Below are 25784 nucleotides of genomic sequence, written 5' to 3' on the forward strand. Positions count from 1 at the left end.
CCAGCGCAGGACACCGGCCCGCTCCAGCCATGGCTCGCGCAAGACATGAATACAAGAAAGGCCCCGCGGCTCGCGCCGCGGGGCCTTTTACGTTGCATCGCTGCGCGCGAACCGGGCGCCTGCCATCGCGGTCGCATGCTGGTGACCACACGCCCCGTCCGCGAGGCTCTGGCAGGAATGCGAGCCGCAACGGTCTATCCGGGATGCGGACGCTACAAGCGCCACGGATTTGCAGAGAGGCTTCAGCGCCAGCTACTTCCGCAGGATTGCTGCCCTTGAGCGGGGCAAGGCCTGCTTCTGACTACGGCACGGCATGCCCGGGCTGGCAGCCAGAAACGCGCTGATCCGTTCCACGGCCTGCCGCAAGATGGCAGGAAGTCCTCGCTCAGCCGACGCATCGGCACGCGATCGGCCGCATGCTGCCGTGCATCGTGCCGCTACTCTTCATGCCAATGCCAGCCAAAATGAGCCAGGAGTACGTAGAGACCGATGCGCTTCTAGCTCTGCGGCCGTCACAGCAGCTCGAAAAGCCGCTTCGACTACAGCGCTCGAATAGTCACTTTTGCTGGCCAGCAGTCGCCCCGCTCGATTGTGCGAGCCGTTGCGCTGGCATGTATGCTCTTGAGGAGTGTTTGTCAGCTCGGCAACGCGCAAAGAATCGAGTCCCGGGTGCAGGGGCGCCGCTACTTGTGCTCGTCAAGCTGGCTGTCATCGTGACACGACATGCAGCAGTCATGCTTTCCGGGACAACAACAGGCAGGCCAACTCGATTCCCGGTGCCGAGCTTGCATGGCAAGGTACGTTGGCCAGAAGTGCCGAGTGCCTAGTGCAAACGCCTGAGATCGATACGCAATGGCCCGGAAACCCGCGCCAATCCTCATTGTGCATAAATAACAACGCCCGTGGATGGGGGGTGTTTGTGCGGTAAGATTGATCGGAATCTATTCGTTGGAGCGTTATCGTGAGTGATACCCAGACCCCCGTGCCCGGTACGAAACTGGACCTGCGCACGCTGACCTACGTGGCCTATGGCCTGTATGCGCTCGGCTTTCTCAGCAGCGGTTTTCTGGGCATTGCCACGCTGGCGTCCGTCGTGCTGATGTATCTGAAACGCGCCGACGTGGCTGGCACGTTCTACGCCGCACACTTCGACTGGTTGCTGCGCACGTTCTGGTGGGCGCTGCTGTGGATGGCGATCAGTGCGCTGGCCGTGTATATCTTCATCGGCTGGATCGGCCTGGCCGCGACGGTGGTCTGGGTCTTGTACCGCCTGATCAAGGGCCTGCTGGCGCTGCTGGAGGGCAACGCGCCGACGCATTACGCCTGATGCGGATTTGAGTCCATCAAATCAAGGCCGGCTATTGCCGGCCTTGTCATTGGCGCCGCACCTGTGGAGCGCTGTGGGGCAGCACGAGCGCTGCGTCGCCTGTCACGGCGTTCCATCACATGGCGAGGCCTGGCACCTACGACGCTGTGCGGGCAGCATGTCTGCACATGAAAGTCTGCATCCATCAGGAGCTCAGCATCGCGGATGCTGGCATCACGCGACCGTCGTAGCATCGCTGATTCAAGCACGGCGCCGCCTGCTCGGCATCGACATCGCAAATCTTGAGAGCCACGCGGAGAGTCAATATCGACGCGGGTTTCGAGCTAGTGGGGGTTTATCACGCGATCGGCAATGCCACGGATTTCATCCGTGTTAAACGCGAAAGGTGCTGGCTTGCTTGATTGCCCGTAGGGCTGGGATGCTGCCTGGCGATGAACCGCCGGCGCTGTGTGAGCGATGCGCCCGGACCAAAGCCTGGGCGTCGCAATGGCAAGAGGCAGGGACGTACGCCGTACGCCCTTAGCCTGCTTACTTCAGATGTGCGTTGACCAGCTTGGTCAGTTCGAACATCGTGACCTGATCCTTGCCGAAGATCGGGCGCAGCTTGGCATCGGCGTTGATGTTGCGCTTGTTGCTGGCATCTTGCAGGTTGTGCTTCTTGATGTATTCCCAGATCTTCTTGGTGACCTCGGTACGCGGCACGGCTTCCGAACCGATGACAGCAGCCAGTTCGGCGCTCGGGGTCAGGGGCTTCATGAATGCAGCGTTCGGCTTGCGCGCGGTCGCGGGTTTGGAGGTTGTGGCCATAATGCGGCGCTCCTTCTCTGGCTGTTGGAAAAATTGTCCTGCGGCCGGAGCATAACGTGTCTCTCCCGTAAAGACAAAGGCATTTATCCTCTGTAGCAACTAAAATATACAGACTGGTCCCACCTACCACATCATTGTGTAACCTCCTATGTACGCAAGGTCTCCCCTGGAATCAATTCGGCTTTTTCATGACGAATTGACAGCGCTGCGGCGCGATTTGCACGCCCATCCCGAGCTGGGATTCGAGGAGGTGCGCACCTCGGGCATCGTGGCTGGCGCGCTGGAAGCGTTGGGCATCGAAGTGCATCGTGGCATCGGCAAGACCGGCGTGGTCGGCGTGATTCGCGGCAAGCGCTGCGACAGTGGACGCATGATCGGCTTGCGCGCCGACATGGATGCCTTGCCAATGACTGAAGACAACGAGTTCGGGCACAAGTCCACTAAGCCTGGCCTGATGCACGGTTGCGGCCATGACGGACACACGGCGATCCTGATCGGCGCGGCAAAGTACCTGGCGCAGACGCGCAACTTCGATGGCACCGCCGTGCTGATCTTCCAGCCCGCGGAGGAAGGCCGCGGCGGCGCGCGCGCCATGCTTGAAGACGGCTTGTTCGACACCTTTCCGTGCGATGCGATCTATGCCCTGCACAACTGGCCTGGCCTGAAACCGGGCACGGTGGGTATCAATCCAGGCCCGATGATGGCGGCCGCAGATCGCTTCGAGATCCAGATCACGGGTCGTGGCGGACACGGCGCCCATCCCTATCAGACCATCGATCCCGTCACCATCGCCGGGCAGATCATCACCGCCTTGCAGACGATCGTGTCGCGCAATGTGAATCCGTTGGATTCGGCTGTCGTTTCCATCGGTTCCATGCAGGCCGGCCATCCCGGCGCCATGAGCGTGATTCCGCGCGAGGCGAAGCTGGTTGGCACGGTCCGCACCTTCCGCAAATCAGTGCAGGAAATGGTCGAGATGCGCATGCGCGAATTGGTGACGGCGATCGCGGGCGCCTTCGGCGGCAGCGCCGAGCTCATCTACGAACGTATCTATCCGGCGACCCTGAACACCCCGCAGCACGCCAACCTCGTCGCCGACATCGCGACCGAGATGATCGGCAAGGAAAACGTGGTTCGAGACCTGACGCCTTCCATGGGCTCGGAAGACTTCTCCTTCATGCTGCAGACCAAGCCCGGCGCGTATTTCCGGCTGGGGCAGGGCGGAGCGGATTCCGGCTGCGTGCTGCACAATTCCCATTTTGATTTCAACGATGCCGTCATTCCCTTGGGCAGTGCGATGTTCTGCGCGCTGGCCGAGCGGGGGATGCCCCTGGCGGATTAAGCAAGAAGCGACCCATGTCTACTGCGCAAATCAAGCAACTCACCATCACCCGCCCCGACGACTGGCATCTGCACTTGCGCGACGGCGCGGCACTGGAAGCCGTGGTCGCCGATACGGCGCGACAGTTCGCGCGCGCCATCATCATGCCGAACCTCAAGCCGCCCGTGACCACGACCGAGCAGGCGATCGCCTATCACGGCCGTATCCTGCAGGCCCTGGCCAAGGCGGGCGGCAACGCCGACGCCTTCACGCCGCTGATGACGCTGTATCTGACCGACAACACGTCGGGTGAGGAGATTTTCCGCGCGCATGAATCCGGCCAGGTCTATGCGGTGAAGCTGTATCCCGCCGGTGCGACCACCAACTCCGACGCGGGCGTCACCGATCTGCTGGGCAAATGCGCGAAAGCGCTGAAAGCGCTGGAAAAATGCGGCATGCCCTTGCTGGTGCATGGCGAAGTCACGGACCCGGCCATCGATGTGTTCGATCGCGAGGCGGTGTTCGTCGAGCGCGTGATGAAGCCGTTGCGCCGCGCCTTCCCCGCCTTGAAGGTCGTGTTCGAACACATCACGACCAAGGAAGGCGCCGAGTACGTGCGCGACGCCGAAGGGCCGATCGCCGCCACCATCACGCCGCAGCATCTGCTGTACAACCGCAACGCGATCTTCCAGGGTGGCGTGCGGCCGCATTGGTACTGTCTGCCCATCCTCAAGCGCGAGACGCATCGCCAGGCCCTGGTCGCGGCCGCCACCAGCGGCAGTCCGCGCTTCTTCCTGGGCACGGACAGCGCGCCGCATGCGCGCGGCCTGAAGGAGCATGCCTGCGGTTGCGCTGGGTGCTACACCGCCCTGCATGCGATGGAACTCTACGCGACTGCCTTCGACGCGGCGGGCGCGCTGGACAAGTTGGAAGGCTTCGCCAGCTTCCATGGCCCGGATTTCTACGGGCTGCCGCGCAATACCGGCAAGCTGACGCTGGTCCGCGAAACCTATCAGGTGCCGGACGAAGTGCCTTTCGGCAATACTTCCCTGATGCCGCTGGCCGCCGGCGAGGCATTGGCCTGGCGCGCTCAGGTCTGAGTGTCGGGCAGGGATGGCCGGCCGAAATGATCCGCGTAGAAAAAAGCCCTGCTTATATATATAAGCAGGGCTTTTTCATGCACCGCGCGGTGGTCAGAGCGCGCTTTCTCGCCGCGCTTCCAGCAGCTCCCAGCGGGCGAATTTCTCTTCCAGTTCGCTCTCCAGTTTGGCCAGTTCGCCGTTGATCCGCTCCACCTCCGCCGGCGCGTCCCGGTAGAGGCTGCCGTCGGCCAGCTTGCCGGCCAGCTCGGCCTGCTGCGCCTCGAGCGCGGCGATGGCGTCGGGCAGGCCTTCCAGTTCGCGCAGTTCCCAGGAGTTCATCTTCGCGGCGCGCGCCGGCTTCGGTTTGGCGGCCTTGGCGCGCGCGGCGGCTTCGTCGAGCGCCGGCTTGGAAGCCTTGTCCGTGTCGGCGGCCGGCGCGGCGGGCGCAGGGCGTTGGACCAGCCATTCATCGTAGCCGCCCACATAGTCACGCCAGCGGCCGTCGCCTTCCGAAGCAATGGTCTGCGTGACGACGTTGTTCAGGAAGGCGCGGTCGTGGCTGACTAGCAGCACGGTGCCCGAGTATTCCTGCAACAGCTCTTCCAATAGTTCCAGCGTTTCGATATCCAGGTCGTTGGTGGGCTCGTCCAGCACCAGCACGTTGGCCGGGCGTGCGAACAGCCGCGCCAGCAGCAGGCGCGCGCGTTCGCCGCCCGACAGGCTGCGCACCGGCGACCCGGCGCGCGCAGGCGAGAACAGGAAGTCGCCCAGATAGCTCATGACGTGCTTGCGCGTGCCGCCGATCTCCACCCACTCGCTGCCCGGGCTGATGATGTCCACCAGCGTCGCGTTCTCGTCGAGCTGGGCGCGCATCTGGTCGAAATAGGCGACCTCGACGTTGGTGCCCATGCGCGTGTTGCCGCTGTCTGGCGTCATCTCGCCCAGGATCAGCTTCAGCAGCGTGGTCTTGCCGGCGCCGTTGGGGCCGATGATGCCGATGCGGTCGCCACGCAGGATGGTGGTCGAGTAGTCGTCCACCACGGTCTTGTCGCCGAAGCGCTTGCCGACGTGTTCGAGTTCGGCGACGAGCTTGCCGGAGCGCTGGCCTTCGGCCAGCGCGAGCGAGACGTTGCCCACGCGCTCGCGGCGCTCGGCGCGTTCGACTCGCAGGCGCTCGAGCCGACGCACGCGGCCTTCGTTGCGGGTGCGGCGGGCCTCCACGCCCTTGCGGATCCACACTTCCTCCTGGGCCAGCAGCTTGTCGAAGCGCGCCTGTTCGAGGCGCTCGGATTCCAGCCATTGGGCCTTGCGCTCCTGCCATTGCGAGAAATTGCCGGGAAAGCTGAGCAGGCGCCCGCGGTCCAGTTCGACGATGCGGGTCGCCACGGCGTCGAGGAAGCGTCGGTCGTGGGTAATGATGACGGCGGCGCCTTTCCAGTTGCGCAGCATGTCTTCCAGCCAGGCGATGCCGTCAAAGTCCAGATGGTTGGTGGGTTCGTCCAGCAGCAGCAGATCTGGTTCGTCGACCAGCGCGCGGGCCAGGGCCACGCGCTTGCGCGTGCCGCCCGACAGGCCGGCGATCTGCGCGTCCGCGGGCAGGCCGAGTTTTTCCAGTACGGCGCGCACGCGCGAAGGGCGCTGCCAGTCTTCATGTTCGCCTTCCGTGTTGCAGACCACGTCGAACACGGTGGCGTTCTCGTCCAACTCGGGTTCCTGCTCGACGGTGGTCACGCGCAGGCCCGAGCTGCGAGCGATGTCGCCATCGTCGGGCAGGGTCCGACCATCGAGCAGCCTGAGCAGCGAGGACTTGCCGGCGCCGTTGCGGCCGATCAGGCCGATGCGTTCGCCGGCCTGGATGGAGAAGTCGGCATGGTCCAGCAGCGGGTGATGGCCGTAGGCCAGCTGGATGTCTGTCAGGGTAATGAGGGTTGCGAGGGCCATGTAGGAATCGTGTCTGCGGCGTCGATGCGGGAATCAGCGCGTATTGTCGCAGGAAGCCTCGGCCCTTGCCTCACGGGGACGGAGTCGCGGGGTGTACTAGAATACGCAGCGCAAGGCGGGCTGGACGATCGCGGTGGATGCGAATCCATCGAGGAAGGTCCGGACTCCACAGGGCAGGGTAGCGGCTAACGGCCGTCCGGCGTCGTCTTAGGGCGATGTCGAGGAATAGGGCCACAGAGACGAGTCTGCGGGGCGGGCGCGGCGACGCGCACAGGTACGGCCATCTCCGTATCGCGCCGTCCGGTAACGGGCGGCGGCATCGTAGGGTGAAACGCGGCAACCTCTACCCGGAGCAACATCAAATAGGCATGCGTGCGGTCTTCGGGCCGCGAAGGGCGGCTCCGTCCAAGCATGCGGGTAGATGGCTACAGCGGCTCAGCAATGATCCGCGCAGAGGAATGATCGTCCGCCGGGGCAACCCGGTGTACAGAATCCGGCCTACAGGCCCGTCTTGCATTGATATCTTCGCGGCGCGGCCTCGCGGGCATGGGCGCCGATTGCGGGTCTGGGCGCCGTGCAGTGCCGCGGGACCTTGGGGTGGGCTGCCGATGCTGTTGGTGGGTAACGGCGTCGGCGAACCTGGCGCGGCAAATTTTTGAAGGCCGCAAGCCCTGCGCGGCGTTCGAAGCCCGCGCCGCCGGGGGCGGGAGCGCTCTGCAAAACAATGCAAAGCCATTGTTAGCCGCCACTTTTCAAGAAGGACTTTTAGATAGTGACGCAACCTCCTGATTTATTGGGAGGTTTTCTTTTTTTATGTTTTACAAGTTGCTCTAAGTCCTTGTTGTGATTGAAAAAATTGCAACCGTGCGCTTGACCCAGTTTGCCCCATACCGTAGAGTGGGAAATAGTAGGAAATTGTGCAATTAAGTGGGGTAAAAGTGGTGTTTCAGGGAAGCAGCGCGCTCACGCTGGATGCCAAGGGGCGGATCTCGATTCCGACCCGGCACCGTGACGCGCTCATGTCGCAGGCCGATGGCCGGCTGACCCTGACTCGCCATCCCGACGGCTGCCTGCTGGTGTATCCGCGTCCCGAGTGGGAAAAGAAGCGCGAGCAGATTGCCGCCTTTCCCATGTCGGCCCGCGCGCTGCAGCGGCTGTTGCTGGGCAACGCACAGGATGTGGAATTGGACGGCTCCGGCCGGGTCCTGATCGCTCCTGAACTGCGCAACGCTTCCGGTATGACGCGCGATGTGATGCTGCTCGGTCTGGGCGCGCACTTCGAGCTGTGGGACGCCGCTACCCTGGCCAGCCGCGAGGCCGAGGACCTGGCCAAGGGTATGCCGGATGTGTTGAACCAGTTTTCGTTCTGAAACAGCTATGGAATTCGAACATCGGCCCGTCCTGCTGGAGCCGACGGTGGACGCGCTTTTGCTGGCCGATTTCGGCGGCAAGGGCGCGTCTCGGTCGCATCCGCAGTCCGGGCCGGATGCCGCCTTGCGGGCGGAGCGCGGCGTCTTCGTGGACGGCACGTTCGGCCGCGGCGGTCACAGCCGCGAACTGCTGAGCCGCCTGGGCCCGCAGGCGCGGCTGGTGGTGTTCGACAAGGATCCCCAGGCGATCGCCGTGGCCACCGCGCTGGCCGCGGAGGATTCCAGGGTGGAAGTGGTGCATGGCGGCTTTGCCACCATGGCCGAAGAATTGCGGCAACGCGGCATCGACAAGGTCGATGGCGTGATGTTGGATCTGGGCGTTTCCTCGCCTCAGATCGACGATGCCGAGCGTGGTTTCTCTTTCATGAGGGACGGCCCGCTCGACATGCGGATGGACACCACCCGTGGTCCCACGGTGGCGGATTGGCTGGCGCAAGCCAGTGTGGATGAGATGCGGGAGGTCATAGCGGATTATGGCGAAGAACGGTTTGCTTTTCAGGTTGCAAAGGCGATTGCTGCTCGCCGCGCAACAAGGCCGCTGCGCACCACGCTCGAACTTGCCGAGTGCGTCGCCAGCGCCGTCCGCACGCGCGAAAAGGGGCAGCATCCGGCCACACGCACCTTTCAGGCTCTACGGATTTACATCAATCGGGAACTCGAAGAGCTCGCTCGCACCCTCGCGTCAGCTCTAGATCTGCTCGCCCCGGGGGGGAGGTTGGCGGTGATCAGCTTTCATTCGCTCGAAGACCGCATGGTCAAGCAATGCATCGCGGCGGCGGCCAGGCCGGCCGCCGCGTATGCACGCCTGCCCCTGCGCGAAAGCGAAATGCCCCAGCCCGTGCTGTATTCCCTTGGCCGCGTCCAGGCCGAGGACGATGAAGTGGCGGTCAATGCCCGCGCCCGTTCCGCCGTGCTGCGCGCGGCCGAACGCAGCGCCACGCCGCTGCCGGCCGAAGGCGGAGCCGCCTTCGTGCATACGGGTTCCTTGCCCGGCAGCGACCTCGCCGTTCCGCGCAAGGGCGGAAAGGGAGGGCGCCGCTGATGGGCCGCGTCAACCTGATCATTGCCGCGTTGCTGATGCTGTCGGCCATTTCACTGGTCACCAGTCGGTATCAGTCGCGCCAGCTCTTCGTCGAGCTGGGCAGGGATCAGGCGCAGGAGCGCGACCTGGAGGTCGGCTGGCGGCGGCTGCAGCTGGAGCGCGCCGAGCTGGCGCGTAACGCGCGCGTGGATGCCATTGCGCGCGATAGCCTCAAGATGATTTCCATCGTGCCGGACCGCACGCTGTACCTGAATCAGGCGCCGGCCACTGGAGGCGCCCAATGAAGCGCGTCCCATTCTTCGACAATCCCGTGCTGCGCGGCCAGTTGCCGACTTGGCGCGCCCGGCTGGTGCTGATCCTGCTGTTCGGCGGTTTCACCGTGCTGGCCGGCCGCGCGCTGTTCCTGCAGGGGCTGTCGACCGAATTCCTGCAGCAGCAGGGCGAGCGCCGCTATGAGCGCACGCTGACGCTGTCCGCAACGCGCGGCAAGATCATGGACCGCAATGGCGCGGTGCTGGCTTCGAGCGTGCCGGCGCGCGCCATCTGGGCCATTCCGGAAGACGTGAAGCAGTCCACGCCGGCGCAGCTCGACGCGCTGGCCAAGCTGCTCGAAATGCCCGCGGCCGATCTGCGGCACCGGGTCGACGAGGACAAGAACTTCGTCTATCTCAAGCGCCAGGTCTCGATGGAGGCGGCCGACAAGATCAAGCAGCTCGGCTTGCCTGGCGTGCATCAACAGCCGGAAACCCGCCGCTATTATCCGGACGGCGACGTGATGGCGCACGTGGTCGGGTTCAACAGCGTCGAGGACCAGGGCCAGGAAGGCGTCGAGCTGACATTCAACCAGCAGCTGTCGGGTCGGCCCGGCAGCCGCCGCGTCATCAAGGACCGCCTGGGTCGCGTCATCGAAGACGTGCAGGCCGTCACCTTGCCGGTGGATGGCCGCGACCTGCGCTTGTCCATCGACACCCGTCTGCAATACCTGGTGTTCAAGGAACTGAAGGACGCCATGGACAAGCACCAGGCCAAGGGCGCGACCGCCGTGGTCCTGGACGTGCATACCGGGGAAATCCTGGCGCTGGCCAATGTGCCGACCTTCGATCCGAACAAGCGCGAGACCTTCCAGGGCGCAAAGCTGCGCAACCAGGCGATTACCGACACGTTCGAGCCCGGCTCCATCATGAAGCCGTTCACCGCCGCGCTGGCGTTGGACCTGGGCCGGATCACGCCCAATACGCTGTTCGAGACCGGCAACGGCCGTTTCGTCTATCAGGGCAGCACCATCAGCGACGTCAGCCGCAACGGCACGCTGGACGTGGCCGGCGTGTTGCGCAAGTCCAGCAACATCGGCATGACCCTGATCTCCGAGAAGTTGGAATCCCGCGAGATGTGGAACCGCTTCACGGAACTGGGCCTGGGGCAGGCCCCGCAGGTCGGCTTTCCCGGCGCGGCGCCCGGACGCCTGCGTCCCTGGGAGCGCTGGCGCCTGATCGAGAAGGCCACCATGGCCTATGGCTACGGCCTGTCCGTGTCGTTGCTGCAGGTGGCGCGCGCCTATACGGTGTTCGCCCGCAACGGTGACATGGTGTCGATGACGCTGGTCAAGCGCGACAGCGATCCCACCAGCGTGCGCATCTACACGCCCAAGACCACCGCGCTGGTGCGCGGCATGCTGGAAGCCGCCGCCGGCCCCGAGGGCACCAAGGCCGCGCAAGTGCGCGGCTACCGCGTGGCGGGCAAGAGCGGCACGGCGCGCAAGATCGTCGACGGCAAGTACAGCATGCAGCGCTACCGCAGTTCCTATGTCGGTTTCGCGCCGGTGTCCGATCCCAAGATCGTCGTGGCCGTGTCCATCGATGAGCCGACGGTCGGCGGCTATTACGGCGGCGCTATCGCCGCGCCTGTGTTCTCCCGCATTGTCGGCGGGAGTCTGCAGCTTATGGGGGTGCGTCCCGACGCGCCCTTCGAATCCACGATTGTTGCTGGTTTGAAGGAGCCAGGCAGATGAACGCCAAAGGCTTCCAGTCAAATTCCCAAGCCGCCACGGTTGAACAGACCGTGGCGTGGTTGCATGAGCGCGTGTCGCTGACCGCGCATCTCAAGCTGGACTCGCGCGAGATCGAGCCGGGCGATGTGTTCGTCGCCTGCGCCGGCCTGTCCAGCGACGGACGTCTCTATATAGAAAGGGCCGTGGCGCAGGGCGCCCGCGCGGTGCTGTGCGAAGCGCCCGTGGACGACGCCATGCTGGCGCAGGCCGGCCAGGTCCCGTTGCTGCAGGTCACTGGCTTGCGCGGCCTGCTGGGCGGGCTGGGCGATACCTGGTACGACCGTCCGTCGGCCGAGCTTGCCGTGGTCGCCGTCACCGGCACCAACGGCAAGACCTCTTCGGTCCAATGGATCGCGCACGCGCTGAGTCGCAATGACAAGGCCTGCGGCACCATCGGCACGCTGGGGGCGGTGTTGCCCGACGGTCAGACACTGGGTGGCAGCCTGACCACGCCCGACGTGCTGACGGTGCATCGCCTGCTGGCCGCCATGCGCGACGCCGGCGCCAAGGCAGTGGCCATGGAGGCCTCCTCCATCGGCATCGAGCAAGGCCGCATGGACGGCGTGCGCGTTGCATTGGCCGCGTTCACCAATCTGACCCGCGATCACCTCGACTACCACGGCACCATGGAGCGCTACGAGGCCGCCAAGGCCCGCCTGTTCCATTGGCCTGAACTGGGCGGCGCCGTGATCAACGCCGATGACGAGGCCGGCCGACGCCTGTTGGCCGCCTTGCCGCAGGCCCTGGCCGCCACCGGCTACAGCCTGAGCGATGACGCCACCGTGCCCGCGACGATGCGCGCGCGCGACCTGCAGGCGACGGCGCAGGGGCAGATCTTCACGCTGGTCTCGCCGCACGGCGAGGCGCAGATCGTCACGCGCCTGCTGGGCGCGCACAACGTTTCCAACCTTCTGCTGGTTGCCGGCGTGCTCTATCGCCTGGGCCTGCCGTTCGCGCAGATTGCGCGCGAACTGGCCGCCACCGATCCGGTCGATGGCCGGCTGCAGACCGTGGAACCCCTTGCCGTGCAGGCCGCGGGCGCTCGCGGCCCGCTGGTGGTGGTGGACTATGCCCACACGCCTGACGCGCTGGCGCGCGCGCTCGCCGCGCTGCGGCCGGTGGCGAACGCCCGCTCGGGCCGGCTGGTCTGCCTGTTCGGCTGCGGCGGCGATCGCGATCCGGGCAAGCGTCCCGTCATGGGCGGCATCGCGGCGGAACTGGCCGACAGCGTGGTGGTGTCCAGCGACAATCCGCGCCACGAAGTGCCCGAGGACATCGTCCGGCAGATCATGGCCGGTGTGCCCGCTTCGGCGGATGCCGTGGAGCAGGTCGACCGCGCCCGCGCCATCATGCAGACCGTCTGGGCCTGCGCGCCGGAAGACGTGCTGCTGCTGGCAGGCAAGGGTCATGAAACCTATCAGGACAGTGGAGGGGAGAAACTGCCGTTCGACGACCGCGAGTGGGCGCGCCTGGCGCTGCTGCTGCCGCAGGTCGCGACGGTCTCCACCGATACCCGCCGCATCGGCGCCGGCGAACTCTTCGTGGCCCTGGCCGGCGAGAGGTTCGACGCCCACGATTATCTGGACCAGGCCGAGGCGCGTGGCGCCTGCGCCGCGGTGGTGGCGCATCCTGTCGCGGGCGTGAAGCTGCCGCAGCTGGTGCTGGGCGACACGCGCGTGGCCCTGATGCGCATCGGCGCCGCCTGGCGCGCCCGCTACTCGCTGCCGGTGGTGGCGGTGACGGGCAGCAATGGCAAGACCACGACCAAGGAAATGATCTCGTCCGTGCTGGCCGCATGGAAGGGCGAGGCCAACCGGCTGGCGACCGCCGGCAACCTGAACAACGACATCGGCGTTCCGCTGACGCTGCTGCGCCTGCGCGCCACGCATCGCGCCGCGGTGTTCGAGCTGGGCATGAATCATCCGGGCGAGATCGCCCAGCTGGCCGCCATCGCCGCGCCTTCGGTCGCTCTGGTGACCAATGCGCAGCGCGAGCACCAGGAATTCATGCACACCGTCGAGGCGGTGGCCCATGAGAACGGCGCGGCGATCGCCGCCTTGCCGGACAACGGCGTGGCCGTCTATCCGGGAGACGAGCCCTATTCCCCCATCTGGGATGCGCTGGCGGGCTCGCGCCGCACGCTGCGCTTCGGCCTGCAGCCGGGCCTGGACGTCTACGCAGAGCAGATTCTGGCGGAAGTGTCCTCCACCCGCTGCAAGGTAGTGACGCCGGTGGGCACGGCCGACCTGGTGTTGCCAGTGGCTGGCCTGCATAACCTGCGCAACGCGCTGGCGGCGATCGCCGCTTCCGTCGCCGCGGGCGCGCCGCTGGAAGCGGCGATCCGCGCGCTGGCCGGCTTCAGCCCCGTGGCGGGCCGCATGCAGCACAAGGTCATGAGCGACGGAACGCTGCTCATCGACGATTCCTACAACGCTAATCCGGACTCGGTGCGTGTGGCCATCGACGTGTTGGCGCGCATCGCGGGCGCTCGTGTGCTGGTGCTGGGCGACATGGGCGAAGTCGGAGACAACGGTCCCGCCATGCATGTCGAGGTGGGCAATTACGCGCGCGAGCAGGGGCTCGACGCGCTCATTACGCTGGGCGAAGCCAGCCGTGCGGCAGCCGCCGCTTTCGGCGAAGGCGCGCGCGCCTGCGCATCGGTAGACGAAGTGGTTGCCGCCTTGCGCGGTTTGCGGCCGTCCTGCGTATTGATCAAAGGTTCGCGCTTTATGCGCATGGAGCGGGTAGTGACGGCTTTTTCCACCAACGACGGACAGACGGCCCAGGCGCCGGGAGACAACCATGCTGCTTGAGCTGGCCCGTCTGCTTTCCGATGATGTGCGCGCCCTGGGCGTGTTCGAATACATCACGCTGCGCGCCGTGCTGGCGTGCGCCACCGCCCTGCTGATCGGGTTGGTCGCCGGCCCGCGCGTGATCCGCAAGCTGACCGAGATGAAGATCGGCCAGGCCGTCCGTTCGTACGGTCCCGAGTCCCACCTGGTCAAGACCGGCACCCCCACCATGGGCGGCGTGCTGATCCTGATTTCCATCGCCATCAGCACCCTGCTGTGGGCGGACTGGACCAACCGCTTCGTCTGGGTGGTGCTGTTGGTGACGTTCGGCTTCGGCTGGATCGGCTGGATGGATGATTACCGCAAGGTCGTCTACCGCGATCCCGAAGGCATGCCCGCGCGGCAGAAGTTCTTCTGGCAGGCCACCATCGGATTGGTGGCCGCCGTGTACCTGGCTTTCGCGGTGTCCGCGCCGGCCAACGCCGATCTGTGGCCCTTGTTCAAGGCCTGGGTGGGCAGCGGTTTCACCATGTCCCTGCCAACGCGCGCCGACCTGATCGTGCCGTTCTTCAAGACGGTCAGCTACCCGCTGGGCGTGCTGGGCTTCGTGGCGCTGACCTGGGCCGTGATCGTGGGCACCAGCAACGCCGTCAACCTGACCGACGGCCTGGACGGCCTGGCGATCATGCCCACTGTGATGGTGGGCAGCGCACTGGGCATCTTCGCCTACGTGGTCGGCCGCGTCGACTATTCGAAGTACCTGCTGTTTCCGTATATCCCCGGCGCTTCCGAACTGATGGTGCTGTGCGCGGCGATCGGGGGCGCGGGACTCGCATTTTTGTGGTTCAACGCGTATCCGGCGCAGGTGTTCATGGGCGACGTGGGCGCGCTGGCGCTGGGCGGCGCGCTGGGCACCATCGCGGTCATCGTGCGCCAGGAGATCGTGCTTTTCATCATGGGCGGCGTCTTCGTCGTCGAAACGCTGTCGGTGATGATCCAGGTGACCTGGTTCAAGTACACCAAGCGACGTTATGGAACAGGTAGACGCATATTCCGCATGGCTCCGCTGCATCATCACTTCGAAGTGGGCGGCTGGAAGGAAACCCAGGTGGTGGTGCGCTTCTGGATCATCAGCATGATGCTGGTGCTGATTGGCCTTTCGACATTGAAGTTGCGATGAATACGATGGAATCCTCCCGCGCTGACGCGCCGCTCGTCCTGATCCTCGGATTGGGCGAGTCGGGTGTCGCCGCCGCACGCTGGTGCGCCCGTCAGGGCGCCCGCTTGCGCGTGGCCGACACGCGCGCCGAGCCGGGCGGACTCGCCGCCCTGCGCGACGCGCTGGCGCAAAGCGAGGTGGAGTTCCGACTGGGTTGCGACACGTCCTTCGATGTGGCGATGCTCGACGGCGTGTCGCAGGTCGTGATCAGCCCGGGCCTGGCGCCCGGACAGCAACCGGCCAAGGCGCTGCTGGACGAGGCCGCCACGCGCGGCATCGAGGTCGTGGGCGAAATCGAATTGTTCGCCCGCGCGCTGGCCGAGCTGGCCGAATCGCGCGATTACCGCCCGCGCCTGCTGGCCGTGACCGGCACCAATGGCAAGACCACCGTGACCGCGCTGACGCGCGAACTGATCGATGCCAGCGGCATGTCGGTGCTGGCCGCCGGCAATATCAGCCCTGCCGCGCTGACCGCGCTGATGGGCGCGCTCGATGCCGATGCGCTGCCGCAGGTGTGGGTGCTGGAGCTGTCCAGCTTCCAGCTCGAAACCACGCACAGCCTGCAGGCCGACGCCGCCGTGGTGCTTAACGTGACCCAGGATCACCTGGACTGGCATGGTGGCATGCAGGCCTACGCCGATGCCAAGGCGCGCCTCTTGAAGATGGCGCGCGTCAAGATCGTCAACCGCGATGATCCGCTGACCGTGGCCATGGTTGCCAAGCTGGACGCGCTGGATGTGCGCAGCTTCGGCCGTGAATTGCCGGAGCGGGTCGGCGACATGGGCCTGGAACCGGGCCAGGGCATGGCCTGGCTGGTGGCCGCCGAGCCCAACGATTTCGATGAGCCGGCGCCGCCCGTGCGCCGCAAGAAGGATGCGCCGGAACCCGTGCGCCCGAACGGCCGCATGAGTCGCCTGATGCCGGTGGATGCCCTGCGCATCCGCGGCACGCACAACGCACTGAACGCGCTGGCCGCCATGCAGCTGGCGCGCTGCCTGGACCTGGGCTGGGGCGCCATGCTGCGCGCCTTGCGCGACTACGCTGGCGAGCCGCATCGCGCGGCCTTCGTGCGCACCGTCGGCGATGTCGACTACATCAACGACAGCAAGGGCACCAACGTCGGCGCGACCGTGGCCGCGCTGGAGGGCATGGGCCAGCAGGTCGTGCTGATCGCGGGCGGACAAGGCAAGGGCCAGGACTTCTCGCCCTTGATCCCGGTGGTGTCGCGCCATGCGCGCGCCGTGGTGTTGATCGGACAGGACGGCCCGGAGATTGGTCGCGTGCTGGCCGAGACCGGCGTCGAACTCGTGTCCGCCACCTCGATGCGCGAAGCCGTGCGCCATGCCGCCGGACTGGCCAAGCCCGGCGACGCCGTGCTGCTGTCGCCGGCCTGCGCCAGCCTGGACATGTTTCGCAACTATCCGCATCGCGGCCAGGTCTTCGTGGAAGAGGTCGACGAGCTCGCCCGTGACAACGGAGAGGTCGCATGAGCCTGTTCGCCGAACTCACCGCCAGCGTCAACGCCGTACGGCCCGGCCGTACGCGCATGCGCAACTTCGACCTGCCGTTGGTGATCGCGGCGTCGACCTTGCTGCTGCTTGGCCTGTTGATGGTGTATTCGGCGTCGATCGCGCTGGCCGACGGCCCGCGCTATGCGTCCTACGGCCGCTATTACTTCGTCATCCGCCACGGCGCGTTCATCAGCGCCGGCTTGCTGGCCGCCGCGGTGACGCTGACCATTCCCATCCGCGTCTGGCAGCGCCTGGCGGTGCCGCTGTTCGTGCTGGCCATGATCCTGTTGGTGGCGGTGCTGATCCCAGGCATCGGCCGCGAGGTCAACGGCGCCCACCGCTGGATTCCGCTGGGTCCGCTGAACTTCCAGCCGTCCGAGCTGATGAAGCTGGCCGCGCTGCTCTACGCCGCCGATTACACCGTGCGCAAGCAGGAGCACATGCAGGCCTTCGCCCGAGGCTTCCTGCCCATGGCCTTCGCGCTGGCTGGCGTGGGCATGCTGCTGCTGCTCGAGCCCGACCTGGGCGCATTCATGGTGATCGTGGCCATCGCCATCGGCATCCTGTTCCTGGGTGGCATCAACGGCAAGTATTTCAGCAGCCTGCTGGGCGTGCTGGTCAGCACCTTCCTGATGCTGATCTGGCTGTCGCCTTGGCGCCGCGCGCGCCTGTTCGCCTATCTGGACCCCTGGAACGAAGATAACGCCTACGGCAGCGCCTATCAGCTGTCGCATTCGCTGATCGCGCTGGGTCGCGGCGAGTGGCTCGGCGTGGGCCTGGGCGCCAGCGTCGAGAAGCTGCACTACCTGCCCGAAGCCCACACCGACTTCCTGATGGCGGTGGTGGGCGAAGAACTCGGCTTCGCTGGCGTCATGCTGGTGATCTCGCTGTTCGCCATCATCGTTTATCGCGGCTTCGACATCGGCCGCCAGGCCATCGCCATGGAACGCACGTTCGCCGGCCTGGTCGCGCATGGCGTGGCCATGTGGTTCGGCGTGCAGGCCTTCATCAACATGGGCGTGTGCCTGGGCCTGCTGCCCACCAAGGGCCTGACGCTGCCGCTGATGAGCTATGGCGGCTCGGGCGTGGTCATGAACCTGTGCGCGCTCGCCATGCTGATACGCGTGGACGTGGAAAACCGCGTCATGATGCGCGGGGGACGGGTATGACGAACGCCCGGACCATCCTCATCATGGCCGGTGGCACCGGCGGCCACATCATGCCCGGCCTGGCCGTGGCTGATGTGCTGCGCCAACGCGGCTGGCGCGTGCTGTGGCTGGGCAATCCCGACAAGATGGAAGGCCGGCTGGTGCCGCCTCGCGGCATCGAGCTGGTGCCGCTGCGTTTTGCCGGCGTGCGCGGCAAGGGCGCGGCGGCCTTGCTCAAGCTGCCGTTCCTGCTGCTGCGCGCCTTCGCCCAGGCCTGGGGACGGCTGTCCGCCGTCAAGCCGGACGTGGTGCTGGGCATGGGCGGCTACGTGGCCTTTCCCGGCGGCGTGATCGCCGCGCTGCGGGGCACGCCGCTGGTCGTGCACGAGCAGAACGCCGTGGCCGGCACGGCCAACAAATGGTTGGCCCGGATGTCGCGCCGAGTGCTCAGCGGTTTCCCTGGCGTGTTGCCCAAGGGCGAAGCGCTGGGCAATCCGGTGCGCGCCGACCTGTGCGCGCTGTCCGATCCGGCGCAACGCTATGGCGCGCGCGCCGGCGCATTGCGCCTGCTGGTCGTGGGCGGCAGCCTGGGCGCGCAGGCGCTGAACACCACCGTGCCGCAGGCGCTGGCCCGCATGCCGGAGGATCGCCGTCCGACGGTCATCCATCAGGCCGGCGAACAGCATCTGCCCGCGTTGCAGCAGGCCTACGCCCAGGCGGGCGTGCAGGCCGACTGCCGCGCGTTCATCGAGGACATGGCCGGCGCGCTGGGCGATGCCGACCTGCTCATCTGCCGCGCGGGCGCCATGACGGTGTCCGAGGTGGCGGCGGCGGGCGTGGCTGCGCTGTTCGTGCCGTTCCCGCATGCCATCGATGATCATCAAACCGCCAACGCGCGCTTCCTGAGCGACGCGCAGGCCGCCTGGCTGCAGCCGCAGCCCGCCTTGACGCCCGAGTGGCTGGCGGACTGGCTGGCCGGGCGCACCCGACAAGAACTGCAAGCCGTCGCCGAACGGGCCCGCGCGCATGCGCGCCCCGAAGCCGCGGCTCATATCGCCGACGTCTGTGAACAAGCAGCGGGGCGTTCATCATGAAACACAGAATTCGACACATCCATTTTGTAGGCATCGGCGGTTCGGGCATGAGCGGCATCGCCGAGGTGCTGCTCAACCTGGGCTACGCCATCAGCGGTTCCGATCTCAATGAGTCGGCCGTCACGCGTCGCCTTGCGGGCCTGGGCGTGAAGATCGCGATTGGCCACGCGGCCAGCAACGTGGCCGGCGCCGGCGCCATCGTCACGTCCACCGCGGTGGCCGGCGACAACCCCGAAGTGATCGCGGCACGCGCCGCCCGCATTCCGGTGGTGCCGCGCGCCATCATGCTGGCCGAGCTGATGCGCCTGAAGCGCGGCATCGCCGTGGCCGGAACGCACGGCAAGACCACCACCACCAGCCTGGTGGCCAGCGTGCTGGCCGCCGGCGGGCTGGACCCGACCTTCGTGATCGGCGGCCGCCTGAATTCCGCCGGCGCCAATGCGCGCCTGGGGCAGGGCGACTACATCGTGGTCGAGGCCGATGAATCCGACGCGTCCTTCCTGAACCTGCTGCCGGTGATGGCCATCGTGACCAACATCGACGCGGATCACATGGACACCTACGGGCACGATGTGGCGCGCCTGAAGAGCGCCTTCATCGAGTTCACGCAACGCCTGCCGTTCTACGGCAGCGCCGTGCTGTGCGTGGATGACGCCAACGTGCGCGAGATCATGCCCTTCGTGTCGCGTCCCATCACCACCTACGGCCTGAACCCGGAAGCCCTGGTGCGCGGCTACGAGGTCCAGGCCGACGGCACGCGCATGCGCTTCAACGTGCAGCGCACGTATATGGACACGCTGCTGCCGCCGCTGCAGGTGGAACTGAACCTGCCTGGCCTGCACAACGTGCGCAACGCGCTGGCCGCGATCGCCGTAGCCACCGAATTGGGCGTGACCGATGAGGCCATCTGCGAAGCGCTGGCCGCCTTCAAGGGCGTGGGCCGTCGCTTCACCCAGACAGGCGAATTCGCCGTGCCGGCCGCGCATGGCGGCGGCACCTTCACTGTCATCGACGACTACGGCCACCATCCGGTGGAAATGGCCGCCACGCTGGCCGCCGCGCGCGGCGCCTGGCCCGACCGCCGCATCGTGCTGGCGTTCCAGCCGCATCGCTACACGCGCACCCGCGACTGCTTCGAGGATTTCGTGCGCGTGCTGGGAACGGCCGACGCCGTGCTGCTCACCGAGGTGTACGCCGCGGGCGAGCCGCCGCTGGTGGCCGCCGACGGCCGAGCCCTGTCGCGCGCGCTGCGCGTGGCGGGCAAGGTCGAACCGGTGTTCGTGGAAGACGTGGCGGAACTGCCGCAGGCGGTCCTGGATTTCGTGCGGGACGGCGACGTGGTGATCGTGATGGGCGCGGGGTCGATCAGCAAGGTCCCGGCCCAAGTGGGAGAACTGGCATGAGCGCGCAATTCGGCAAGGTGGGTGTGCTGTATGGCGGCCGTTCCGCAGAGCGGGACGTGTCGCTGATGTCGGGCGCGGGCGTGCAGCAGGCGCTGAGCTCGGCCGGCGTTGACGCGCACCTGTTCGACACCGGAGAGCGCAGCTTGGCCGACCTGGCCGCGCAGGGCTTTGACCGCGTGTTCATCGCGCTGCACGGTCGCTATGGCGAGGACGGCTCGATCCAGGGCGCCCTGGAACTGCTGGGCATTCCCTATACGGGCAGCGGCCCTCTGGCCTCGGCGCTGGCCATGGACAAGACCATGACCAAGCGCGTATGGCTGCAGCACGGCCTGCCCACGCCGGCCTTCGAGGTGCTGGACGCCGACACCGAGCTGCGTCTGGTGCCCGACCGCCTGAGCCTGCCGCTGATCATCAAGCCGCCGCATGAGGGCTCGACCGTGGGCATCACCAAGGTTGCCGGCTACTCCGACATGAAGGGCGCCTACGAGGCAGCGGCGAAGTTCGACGCCGAGGTGCTGGCTGAACAGTTCATCACCGGCCGCGAGTTGACGGTGGCCCTGCTGGGCGCAGGCAAGACCGCGCGCGCGCTGCCAGTGATCGAGATCGCCGCGCCCGGCGGCAACTACGACTACGAACACAAGTATTTCTCCGACGACACGCAGTACTTCTGCCCGGCCGACCTGCCGGCGGACGTGGCGGCGCAGGTCGCGGACATCGCCGTGCGCGCCTATCGCGCGCTGGGCTGCGAGGGCTGGGGGCGCGCCGATTTCATGCTGGACCGCGCCAATCAGCCCTGGTTGCTGGAAATGAACACTTCGCCCGGCATGACGAGCCATTCGCTCGTGCCGATGGCGGCCAAGGCCGTGGGGATGAGCTATGCCGATCTCTGCGTGTCGATTCTCGCTGGCGCTGCGTGCAAGATGCGCAGCCCCGCCCGTAACGCCTGACCTGGATTTTCCGTGTGGAACGACGCCCGAACTACCAACCTGATCGCCAACACGCTTGCCGTGCTGGCGGTCGGCGCCATGCTCCTGGCGGGCGTGGCGTGGGTGGCGCAGCGTCCGTACTTCACGCTGTCAGCCATCGAACTGGAGCCGATGCCGGACAGCGAGCTGCACTATGTCTCGCCGGGCGCGGTGCGCGCGGCGATCGCGGGTCGCTTCAAGGGCAACTTCTTCACCGTGGACCTGGACGACGCCCGCTCGGTCTTCGAGTCGGTGCCCTGGGTGCGGCATGCCACCGTGCGGCGCATCTGGCCGAACGTGCTGCGCGTGCGCATCGAGGAACAGCAGCCGCTGGCGCTGTGGAACGAGAACCAGATGATCAACACCTGGGGCGAGGCGTTCACGGCCAATACGGGCGAGGTGGACGACGAAACCGTGTTGCCGCAGTTCTCCGGACCCGAAGGCACCGAGTCTCTGGTGGTGCAGCGCTATGCCGAGCTGGCGCGCTGGTTCGCGCCGCTGGACATGCACGTCAAGCAACTCGAACTGAGTCCCCGCTACGCCTGGCGCGTCGTGCTGTCCAACGGCATGTTGCTGGACCTGGGCCGGGATCCGGGCGCCGACGCGCCGGATCCGCACGGCCTGCCGGGCGCGCTGCCGTTCGCGGCGCGCATTCAACGTTTTGTGCAGGCGTGGCCCGCCGTGGCCGGACGCCTGGAAGGGCGCACCATCACCCAGGCCGACCTGCGCTATCCCAATGGTTTCGCACTGGCGCTGGCCCCGTTGCCGCCGTCGGAAACCAAGTCCAAATCCATACCGAAACCTCCCAAGAAACGCTAACGCCATGACCCGTGACATCAAGGACCTTATCGTCGCCCTCGATATCGGCACCAGCAAGGTGGTGGCTGTGGTGGCTGAAATCCTGCCTGAAGGGCGGTTCGAAGTGCTGGGCCTAGGCCAGCATGAATCGCGCGGCATGCGCAAGGGCGTGGTCGTCAATATCGAGACCACCGTGAACTCCATCCAGCGCGCGCTTGAAGAAGCCGAGCTGATGGCCGATTGCAAGATCCGCGACGTCTATACCGGCATCGCCGGCAGCCATATCCGCAGCTTCAATTCCAGCGGCATGGTCGCCGTCAAGGACAAGGAAGTCACCGCCACCGACGTCGCCCGCGTCATCGAGACCGCCAAGGCGGTGAACATCCCGACCGACCAGCAGGTGCTGCATGTGCTGACGCAGGAGTTCATCGTCGACGGCCAGGAAGACATCCGCGAGCCCATCGGCATGAGCGGCCTGCGCCTGGAAGTGCGCGTGCACATCGTGACCGGCGCCGTCAGCGCCGCGCAGAACATCGTCAAGTGCGTGCGCCGTTGCGGCCTGGAAGTACAGGACCTGATCCTGCAGCCGCTGGCTTCCAGCCTGGCCGTGCTGACTGCCGACGAAAAGGAACTGGGCGTGGTGCTGGTCGACATCGGTGGCGGCACCACCGACGTGGCGATCTTCACCGGCGGCGCGATCCGCCACACCGCCGTGCTGCCGATCGCTGGCGACCAGATCACCAACGACATCGCGGCCATGCTGCGCACGCCCACGCCCGATGCCGAGGAAATCAAGCTGCGCTACGGCGTGGCCAAGCAGGTGCTGGCGAGCCCGGACGAGTCCGTGGAAGTGCCGGGCCTGGGCGATCGCGGTCCGCGCCAGGTCAAGCGTCAGGCGCTGGGCGCCGTGATCGAGCCGCGCGTCGAAGAGCTGTTCACGCTGGTGCAGCAGGTGGTGCGCGATTCCGGCTACGAAGACCTGCTGGCGTCCGGCGTGGTGCTGACAGGCGGTTCCGCGCAGCTGCCCGGCATGGTCGAACTGGCCGAGGATGTGTTCCTGAAGCCGGTGCGCGTGGCGGTGCCCGAATACGAAGGCAGCCTGGCCGACGTGATGCGCAATCCGCGCTTCTCGACCGTGATGGGGCTGCTGCAAGAGGCGCGCATGCAGCGCGTGCGCGGCCGCAAGGTTGCCGCGCAGACCGGCAACTTCAAGAGCCTGCTGGCGCGCATGAAGGAGTGGTTCATGAATTGAGGGGGCAGGGCAGGGGCCTGTTCCTTGGCGCGCGCCGCAGCAGTCGGGCGGGGCGGGCCAGAAGGGGAGGCGCTTCAAACCCGTTGCGGATCCTGAGATCGGCTTCGGCTTTGAGGCGATTCACAAAAAATAGGTTGTTGGGGAATTTTTGTGATTTGCAAATACGGACTTGTGAGGGAGTCATCATGATGAACTTTGAGATGCTTGAGAACAACACCAAAGGGACCGTAATCAAGGTCGTTGGTGTGGGCGGTGCGGGCGGCAATGCCGTGTCGCACATGATTCGCAACGGCGTGAACGGCGTGGATTTCATCTGCGCCAACACCGATGCGCAAGCGCTGGCGGCGACCAACGCCCCGGTGCAGATTCGCCTGGGCCGCACCGGCCTGGGCGCCGGCGCCAAGCCGGAGCAGGGCCGCGCTTCGGCCGAAACCGCGCGCGAGGAGATCCGTGCCGCCCTGAACGGCGCGCACATGGTCTTCATCACCGCCGGCATGGGCGGCGGCACCGGCACGGGCGCGGGCCCGGTCGTGGCCGAAGTGGCGAAGGAGCTGGGCATCCTGACCGTTGGGGTGGTCACGAAGCCTTTCTCCTTCGAAGGCAACAAGCGCATGAAGATGGCCGAGGATGGCATCTCCGAGCTGGCCAAGCATGTGCATTCGCTTATCGTGGTGCTCAACGAGAACCTGTATGAGCTGATGGACGAGGACGCCACCCAGGAAGACTGCTTCCGCTCGGCCGACGACATCCTGCACAACGCTTGCGCGGGCATCGCCGAGATCATCAACGTCGAAGGCAACGTGAACGTCGACTTCGAAGACGTCAAGACGATCATGGGCGAGCAGGGCCAGGCCATGATGGGCACGGCTTCGGCATCGGGCGCTGACCGCGCCCGCGTCGCCGCCGAGCAGGCCATCGCCTGCCCGCTGCTGGAAGGCGTGGACCTGAACGGCGCTCGCGGCGTGCTGGTCAACATCACCGCCAGCCGCACGCTGAAGATGCGCGAAACGCGCGAAATCATGGAAACGATCCGGAGCTACGCTTCGGAAGACGCGACCGTGATCTTCGGCACGGCCTATGACGAGTCGATGGGCGAGAACCTGCGCGTGACCGTGGTTGCGACCGGCCTGGGCCGTGCGCAGGCTCGTCCGCAACTGGTGCAGACCACCGCCGAGGCGCTGCGCACCGGCACCGACAACCTGCCCCTGGGCGGGATGCCGGCCGCCGGCCAGGGCGATTACCGCAACCTGGACATGCCGTCTGTCATGCGCAACCCGCGCAGCCAGGCGTCGGCCCAGGTGCGTGCGCTGGAAAGCTCGGGCATGGATCACTTCGACATCCCGGCCTTCCTGCGCAAGCAAGCGGATTGAACCTGGAGCCGCCTGGACGCTCCATAGACTGAACCCGGCGCCTGGCGCCGCGGCATCAGTCTGAAGAGCGGCCTGGCAGCTCATCCGCACTCCCTCATCTCCGGCCCGCCTGTCCCCGCGGGTGGGCCGGAGGCGGAGCGGTCCGCGTTTCCTTTGCGCGGCATCAAAAAGGGACGGTTTTACCGGTCGATTCGGACGCCGCCGTTGGCGTCAAGGATCGGACAGAGTTACAATACGTCGGTTATGCCGGCAATATGCGTGTCATCTTGCTAGCTTCCTGGCTTAAATATCCCTTATTGTCATGTTCCGACAGCGCAGCATTCTGAATCTCGTCCGCACGACAGGCGTCGGCGTCCACTCCGGACGGCGGGTAGAGCTCACCCTGCGCCCGGCACAACCCAACACCGGGATCGTATTTCACCGCGTCGACCTGCCCGAGGTCGTGGACCTGCCCGCGCAAGCCGCCGGCGTGGGCGACACTCGCATGGCGTCGGTGCTGCAACAAGGCAATGTCCGCGTTTCCACGGTGGAGCATCTCATGTCGGCGCTGGCCGGCCTGGGCATCGACAACCTGCATGTCGACCTGACCGCCGAAGAAGTCCCCATCATGGACGGCAGCGCGGCCACGTTCGTCTACCTGCTGCGCTCGGCCGGCATCGTCGAACAGAACGCGCCCAAGCAATTCATCCGCGTGCTCAAGCCCGTCGAAGTCCGCGAGGGTGAAGGCCGCAACGAGAAATGGGCCCGCCTCGAACCGCATGACGGCTTCGCGCTGGCGTTCTCGATCGATTTTCGCCATCCCGCGATCGACTCCACGGCCAATTTCGCCGAGATCGACTTCGCCACCCATTCCTACGTGCGCGAGATCGCTCGCGCACGCACCTTCGGCTTCGTCAACGAAGTCGAGGCGCTGCGCTCGATGGGCCTGGCCCGCGGCGGCAGCCTGGACAATGCCATCGTCATGGACGAGTACCGCGTGCTCAACAGCGACGGGCTGCGTTACGACGACGAATTCGTGAAGCACAAGATCCTGGACGCCATCGGCGACCTGTATCTGCTGGGCAAGCCGCTGGTGGCCCGCTACGTGGCTTGCAAGTCCGGACACGGACTGAATAACCAGCTGGCGCGCGCGCTGCTGGCGCAGCAGGACGCGTGGGAATTGATCACCTACGAATCCCAGGCGGAGGCGCCGCAGGCCTTCCGTCACGAGTGGAAGCTGGCCTGAGGCTGGTTTT

20 protein-coding genes and 1 other RNA gene are annotated in these 25784 nt (G+C 66.2%); 19 read left to right on the forward strand and 2 right to left on the reverse strand.

Translation table 11 applies throughout. The features are described from left to right. The first annotated feature begins 961 nt into the window (after positions 1-961). Entirely contained in the window at positions 962-1327 is a 366-nt protein-coding gene (locus AC6LJ5_RS17465) for a DUF4870 family protein (RefSeq protein ID WP_199770974.1), read from the forward strand. 528 nt (positions 1328-1855) lie between these two features. Here the strand turns inward: AC6LJ5_RS17465 and AC6LJ5_RS17470 are convergent. Then, a complete protein-coding gene (locus tag AC6LJ5_RS17470; protein ID WP_006217453.1) occupies positions 1856-2134 on the reverse strand; it encodes an SWIB/MDM2 domain-containing protein in 279 nt (92 codons plus the stop codon). A gap of 148 nt (positions 2135-2282) precedes the next feature. Between AC6LJ5_RS17470 and AC6LJ5_RS17475 the strand changes: the two genes are divergently transcribed. Beyond that, on the forward strand, positions 2283-3476 hold the full coding sequence (locus tag AC6LJ5_RS17475) for a M20 aminoacylase family protein (protein WP_498141142.1): 1194 nt from the start codon (positions 2283-2285) through the stop codon (positions 3474-3476). A gap of 14 nt (positions 3477-3490) precedes the next feature. Further along, positions 3491-4555: a dihydroorotase gene (gene pyrC, locus AC6LJ5_RS17480; RefSeq protein WP_498141143.1), complete on the forward strand. Its 1065-nt coding sequence runs from the start codon at positions 3491-3493 to the stop codon at positions 4553-4555. A 93-nt stretch (positions 4556-4648) separates the two neighbouring features. Here pyrC and AC6LJ5_RS17485 read toward each other — a convergent pair whose 3' ends face one another. Further along, positions 4649-6478, reverse strand: coding sequence for an ATP-binding cassette domain-containing protein (locus AC6LJ5_RS17485; RefSeq protein ID WP_103272484.1), 1830 nt, complete (start codon positions 6476-6478; stop codon positions 4649-4651). A 112-nt stretch (positions 6479-6590) separates the two neighbouring features. Between AC6LJ5_RS17485 and rnpB the strand changes: the two genes are divergently transcribed. The 16 genes from rnpB to lpxC all read left to right on the forward strand — a co-directional run bounded on the left by rnpB (position 6591) and on the right by lpxC (position 25774). After that, positions 6591-6995: RNase P RNA component class A (gene rnpB / locus AC6LJ5_RS17490), an RNA gene on the forward strand. Between the two features lie 424 nt (positions 6996-7419). Then, positions 7420-7848, forward strand: coding sequence for a division/cell wall cluster transcriptional repressor MraZ (gene mraZ / locus AC6LJ5_RS17495; RefSeq protein ID WP_043542651.1), 429 nt, complete (start codon positions 7420-7422; stop codon positions 7846-7848). A 7-nt stretch (positions 7849-7855) separates the two neighbouring features. After that, positions 7856-8950, forward strand: coding sequence for a 16S rRNA (cytosine(1402)-N(4))-methyltransferase RsmH (rsmH, locus tag AC6LJ5_RS17500; RefSeq protein ID WP_103272485.1), 1095 nt, complete (start codon positions 7856-7858; stop codon positions 8948-8950). Next, positions 8950-9234: a cell division protein FtsL gene (gene ftsL, locus AC6LJ5_RS17505; RefSeq protein ID WP_103272486.1), complete on the forward strand. Its 285-nt coding sequence runs from the start codon at positions 8950-8952 to the stop codon at positions 9232-9234. Before rsmH ends, ftsL begins: the two co-directional genes overlap by 1 nt. Continuing rightward, positions 9231-10958, forward strand: a complete 1728-nt coding sequence (locus tag AC6LJ5_RS17510; RefSeq protein WP_103272487.1) for a peptidoglycan D,D-transpeptidase FtsI family protein — start codon at positions 9231-9233, stop codon at positions 10956-10958. Before ftsL ends, AC6LJ5_RS17510 begins: the two co-directional genes overlap by 4 nt. Further along, positions 10955-13810 carry a bifunctional UDP-N-acetylmuramoyl-L-alanyl-D-glutamate--2,6-diaminopimelate ligase MurE/UDP-N-acetylmuramoyl-tripeptide--D-alanyl-D-alanine ligase MurF gene (gene murF / locus AC6LJ5_RS17515; RefSeq protein ID WP_103272488.1) on the forward strand — a complete coding sequence of 952 codons (2856 nt, stop codon included), beginning with the start codon at positions 10955-10957 and terminating at the stop codon, positions 13808-13810. The genes AC6LJ5_RS17510 and murF overlap by 4 nt, the downstream gene beginning before the upstream one ends. Continuing rightward, on the forward strand, positions 13800-14969 hold the full coding sequence (gene mraY, locus AC6LJ5_RS17520; RefSeq protein ID WP_103272489.1) for a phospho-N-acetylmuramoyl-pentapeptide-transferase: 1170 nt from the start codon (positions 13800-13802) through the stop codon (positions 14967-14969). Before murF ends, mraY begins: the two co-directional genes overlap by 11 nt. After that, complete coding sequence (gene murD / locus AC6LJ5_RS17525; protein ID WP_498141144.1) at positions 14966-16498, forward strand: UDP-N-acetylmuramoyl-L-alanine--D-glutamate ligase; 1533 nt, start codon at positions 14966-14968, stop codon at positions 16496-16498. The genes mraY and murD overlap by 4 nt, the downstream gene beginning before the upstream one ends. Beyond that, entirely contained in the window at positions 16495-17688 is a 1194-nt protein-coding gene (ftsW, locus tag AC6LJ5_RS17530) for a putative lipid II flippase FtsW (RefSeq protein WP_103272491.1), read from the forward strand. The genes murD and ftsW overlap by 4 nt, the downstream gene beginning before the upstream one ends. Next, entirely contained in the window at positions 17685-18761 is a 1077-nt protein-coding gene (murG, locus tag AC6LJ5_RS17535; protein ID WP_498141145.1) for an undecaprenyldiphospho-muramoylpentapeptide beta-N-acetylglucosaminyltransferase, read from the forward strand. Before ftsW ends, murG begins: the two co-directional genes overlap by 4 nt. Beyond that, positions 18758-20164 (forward strand): UDP-N-acetylmuramate--L-alanine ligase, encoded by a 1407-nt coding sequence (gene murC, locus AC6LJ5_RS17540; protein ID WP_103272493.1) that lies wholly within the window; start codon positions 18758-18760, stop codon positions 20162-20164. The genes murG and murC overlap by 4 nt, the downstream gene beginning before the upstream one ends. Next, entirely contained in the window at positions 20161-21111 is a 951-nt protein-coding gene (locus tag AC6LJ5_RS17545) for a D-alanine--D-alanine ligase (protein WP_103272494.1), read from the forward strand. Before murC ends, AC6LJ5_RS17545 begins: the two co-directional genes overlap by 4 nt. Positions 21112-21123: 12 nt before the next feature. Next, positions 21124-21948 (forward strand): cell division protein FtsQ/DivIB, encoded by an 825-nt coding sequence (locus AC6LJ5_RS17550; protein ID WP_103272495.1) that lies wholly within the window; start codon positions 21124-21126, stop codon positions 21946-21948. Positions 21949-21952: 4 nt separating this feature from the next. After that, on the forward strand, positions 21953-23179 hold the full coding sequence (ftsA, locus tag AC6LJ5_RS17555; protein WP_102775405.1) for a cell division protein FtsA: 1227 nt from the start codon (positions 21953-21955) through the stop codon (positions 23177-23179). Positions 23180-23364: 185 nt separating this feature from the next. Continuing rightward, on the forward strand, positions 23365-24549 hold the full coding sequence (gene ftsZ / locus AC6LJ5_RS17560) for a cell division protein FtsZ (protein ID WP_103272496.1): 1185 nt from the start codon (positions 23365-23367) through the stop codon (positions 24547-24549). Positions 24550-24850: 301 nt separating this feature from the next. Next, the gene (gene lpxC, locus AC6LJ5_RS17565) at positions 24851-25774 is read left to right on the forward strand and encodes a UDP-3-O-acyl-N-acetylglucosamine deacetylase (RefSeq protein ID WP_498141146.1); all 924 of its coding nucleotides are present in this window, start codon (positions 24851-24853) and stop codon (positions 25772-25774) included. Positions 25775-25784: the final 10 nt, after the last annotated feature.

This window comes from Achromobacter sp. 1011791174 (assembly GCF_059760925.1).

What these genes read in the sequence shown, in the direction of transcription:
- AC6LJ5_RS17470 (WP_006217453.1), bottom strand. Translation starts at nt 2,134, where the DNA reads ATGGCCACAACCTCCAAACCCGCGACCGCGCGCAAGCCGAACGCTGCA.
- AC6LJ5_RS17475 (WP_498141142.1), top strand. Translation starts at nt 2,283, where the DNA reads ATGTACGCAAGGTCTCCCCTGGAATCAATTCGGCTTTTTCATGACGAA.
- pyrC (WP_498141143.1), top strand. Translation starts at nt 3,491, where the DNA reads ATGTCTACTGCGCAAATCAAGCAACTCACCATCACCCGCCCCGACGAC.
- AC6LJ5_RS17485 (WP_103272484.1), bottom strand. Translation starts at nt 6,478, where the DNA reads ATGGCCCTCGCAACCCTCATTACCCTGACAGACATCCAGCTGGCCTAC.
- rsmH (WP_103272485.1), top strand. Translation starts at nt 7,856, where the DNA reads ATGGAATTCGAACATCGGCCCGTCCTGCTGGAGCCGACGGTGGACGCG.
- ftsL (WP_103272486.1), top strand. Translation starts at nt 8,950, where the DNA reads ATGGGCCGCGTCAACCTGATCATTGCCGCGTTGCTGATGCTGTCGGCC.
- AC6LJ5_RS17510 (WP_103272487.1), top strand. Translation starts at nt 9,231, where the DNA reads ATGAAGCGCGTCCCATTCTTCGACAATCCCGTGCTGCGCGGCCAGTTG.
- murF (WP_103272488.1), top strand. Translation starts at nt 10,955, where the DNA reads ATGAACGCCAAAGGCTTCCAGTCAAATTCCCAAGCCGCCACGGTTGAA.
- mraY (WP_103272489.1), top strand. Translation starts at nt 13,800, where the DNA reads ATGCTGCTTGAGCTGGCCCGTCTGCTTTCCGATGATGTGCGCGCCCTG.
- murD (WP_498141144.1), top strand. Translation starts at nt 14,966, where the DNA reads ATGAATACGATGGAATCCTCCCGCGCTGACGCGCCGCTCGTCCTGATC.
- ftsW (WP_103272491.1), top strand. Translation starts at nt 16,495, where the DNA reads ATGAGCCTGTTCGCCGAACTCACCGCCAGCGTCAACGCCGTACGGCCC.
- murG (WP_498141145.1), top strand. Translation starts at nt 17,685, where the DNA reads ATGACGAACGCCCGGACCATCCTCATCATGGCCGGTGGCACCGGCGGC.
- murC (WP_103272493.1), top strand. Translation starts at nt 18,758, where the DNA reads ATGAAACACAGAATTCGACACATCCATTTTGTAGGCATCGGCGGTTCG.
- AC6LJ5_RS17545 (WP_103272494.1), top strand. Translation starts at nt 20,161, where the DNA reads ATGAGCGCGCAATTCGGCAAGGTGGGTGTGCTGTATGGCGGCCGTTCC.
- ftsA (WP_102775405.1), top strand. Translation starts at nt 21,953, where the DNA reads ATGACCCGTGACATCAAGGACCTTATCGTCGCCCTCGATATCGGCACC.
- ftsZ (WP_103272496.1), top strand. Translation starts at nt 23,365, where the DNA reads ATGATGAACTTTGAGATGCTTGAGAACAACACCAAAGGGACCGTAATC.
- lpxC (WP_498141146.1), top strand. Translation starts at nt 24,851, where the DNA reads ATGTTCCGACAGCGCAGCATTCTGAATCTCGTCCGCACGACAGGCGTC.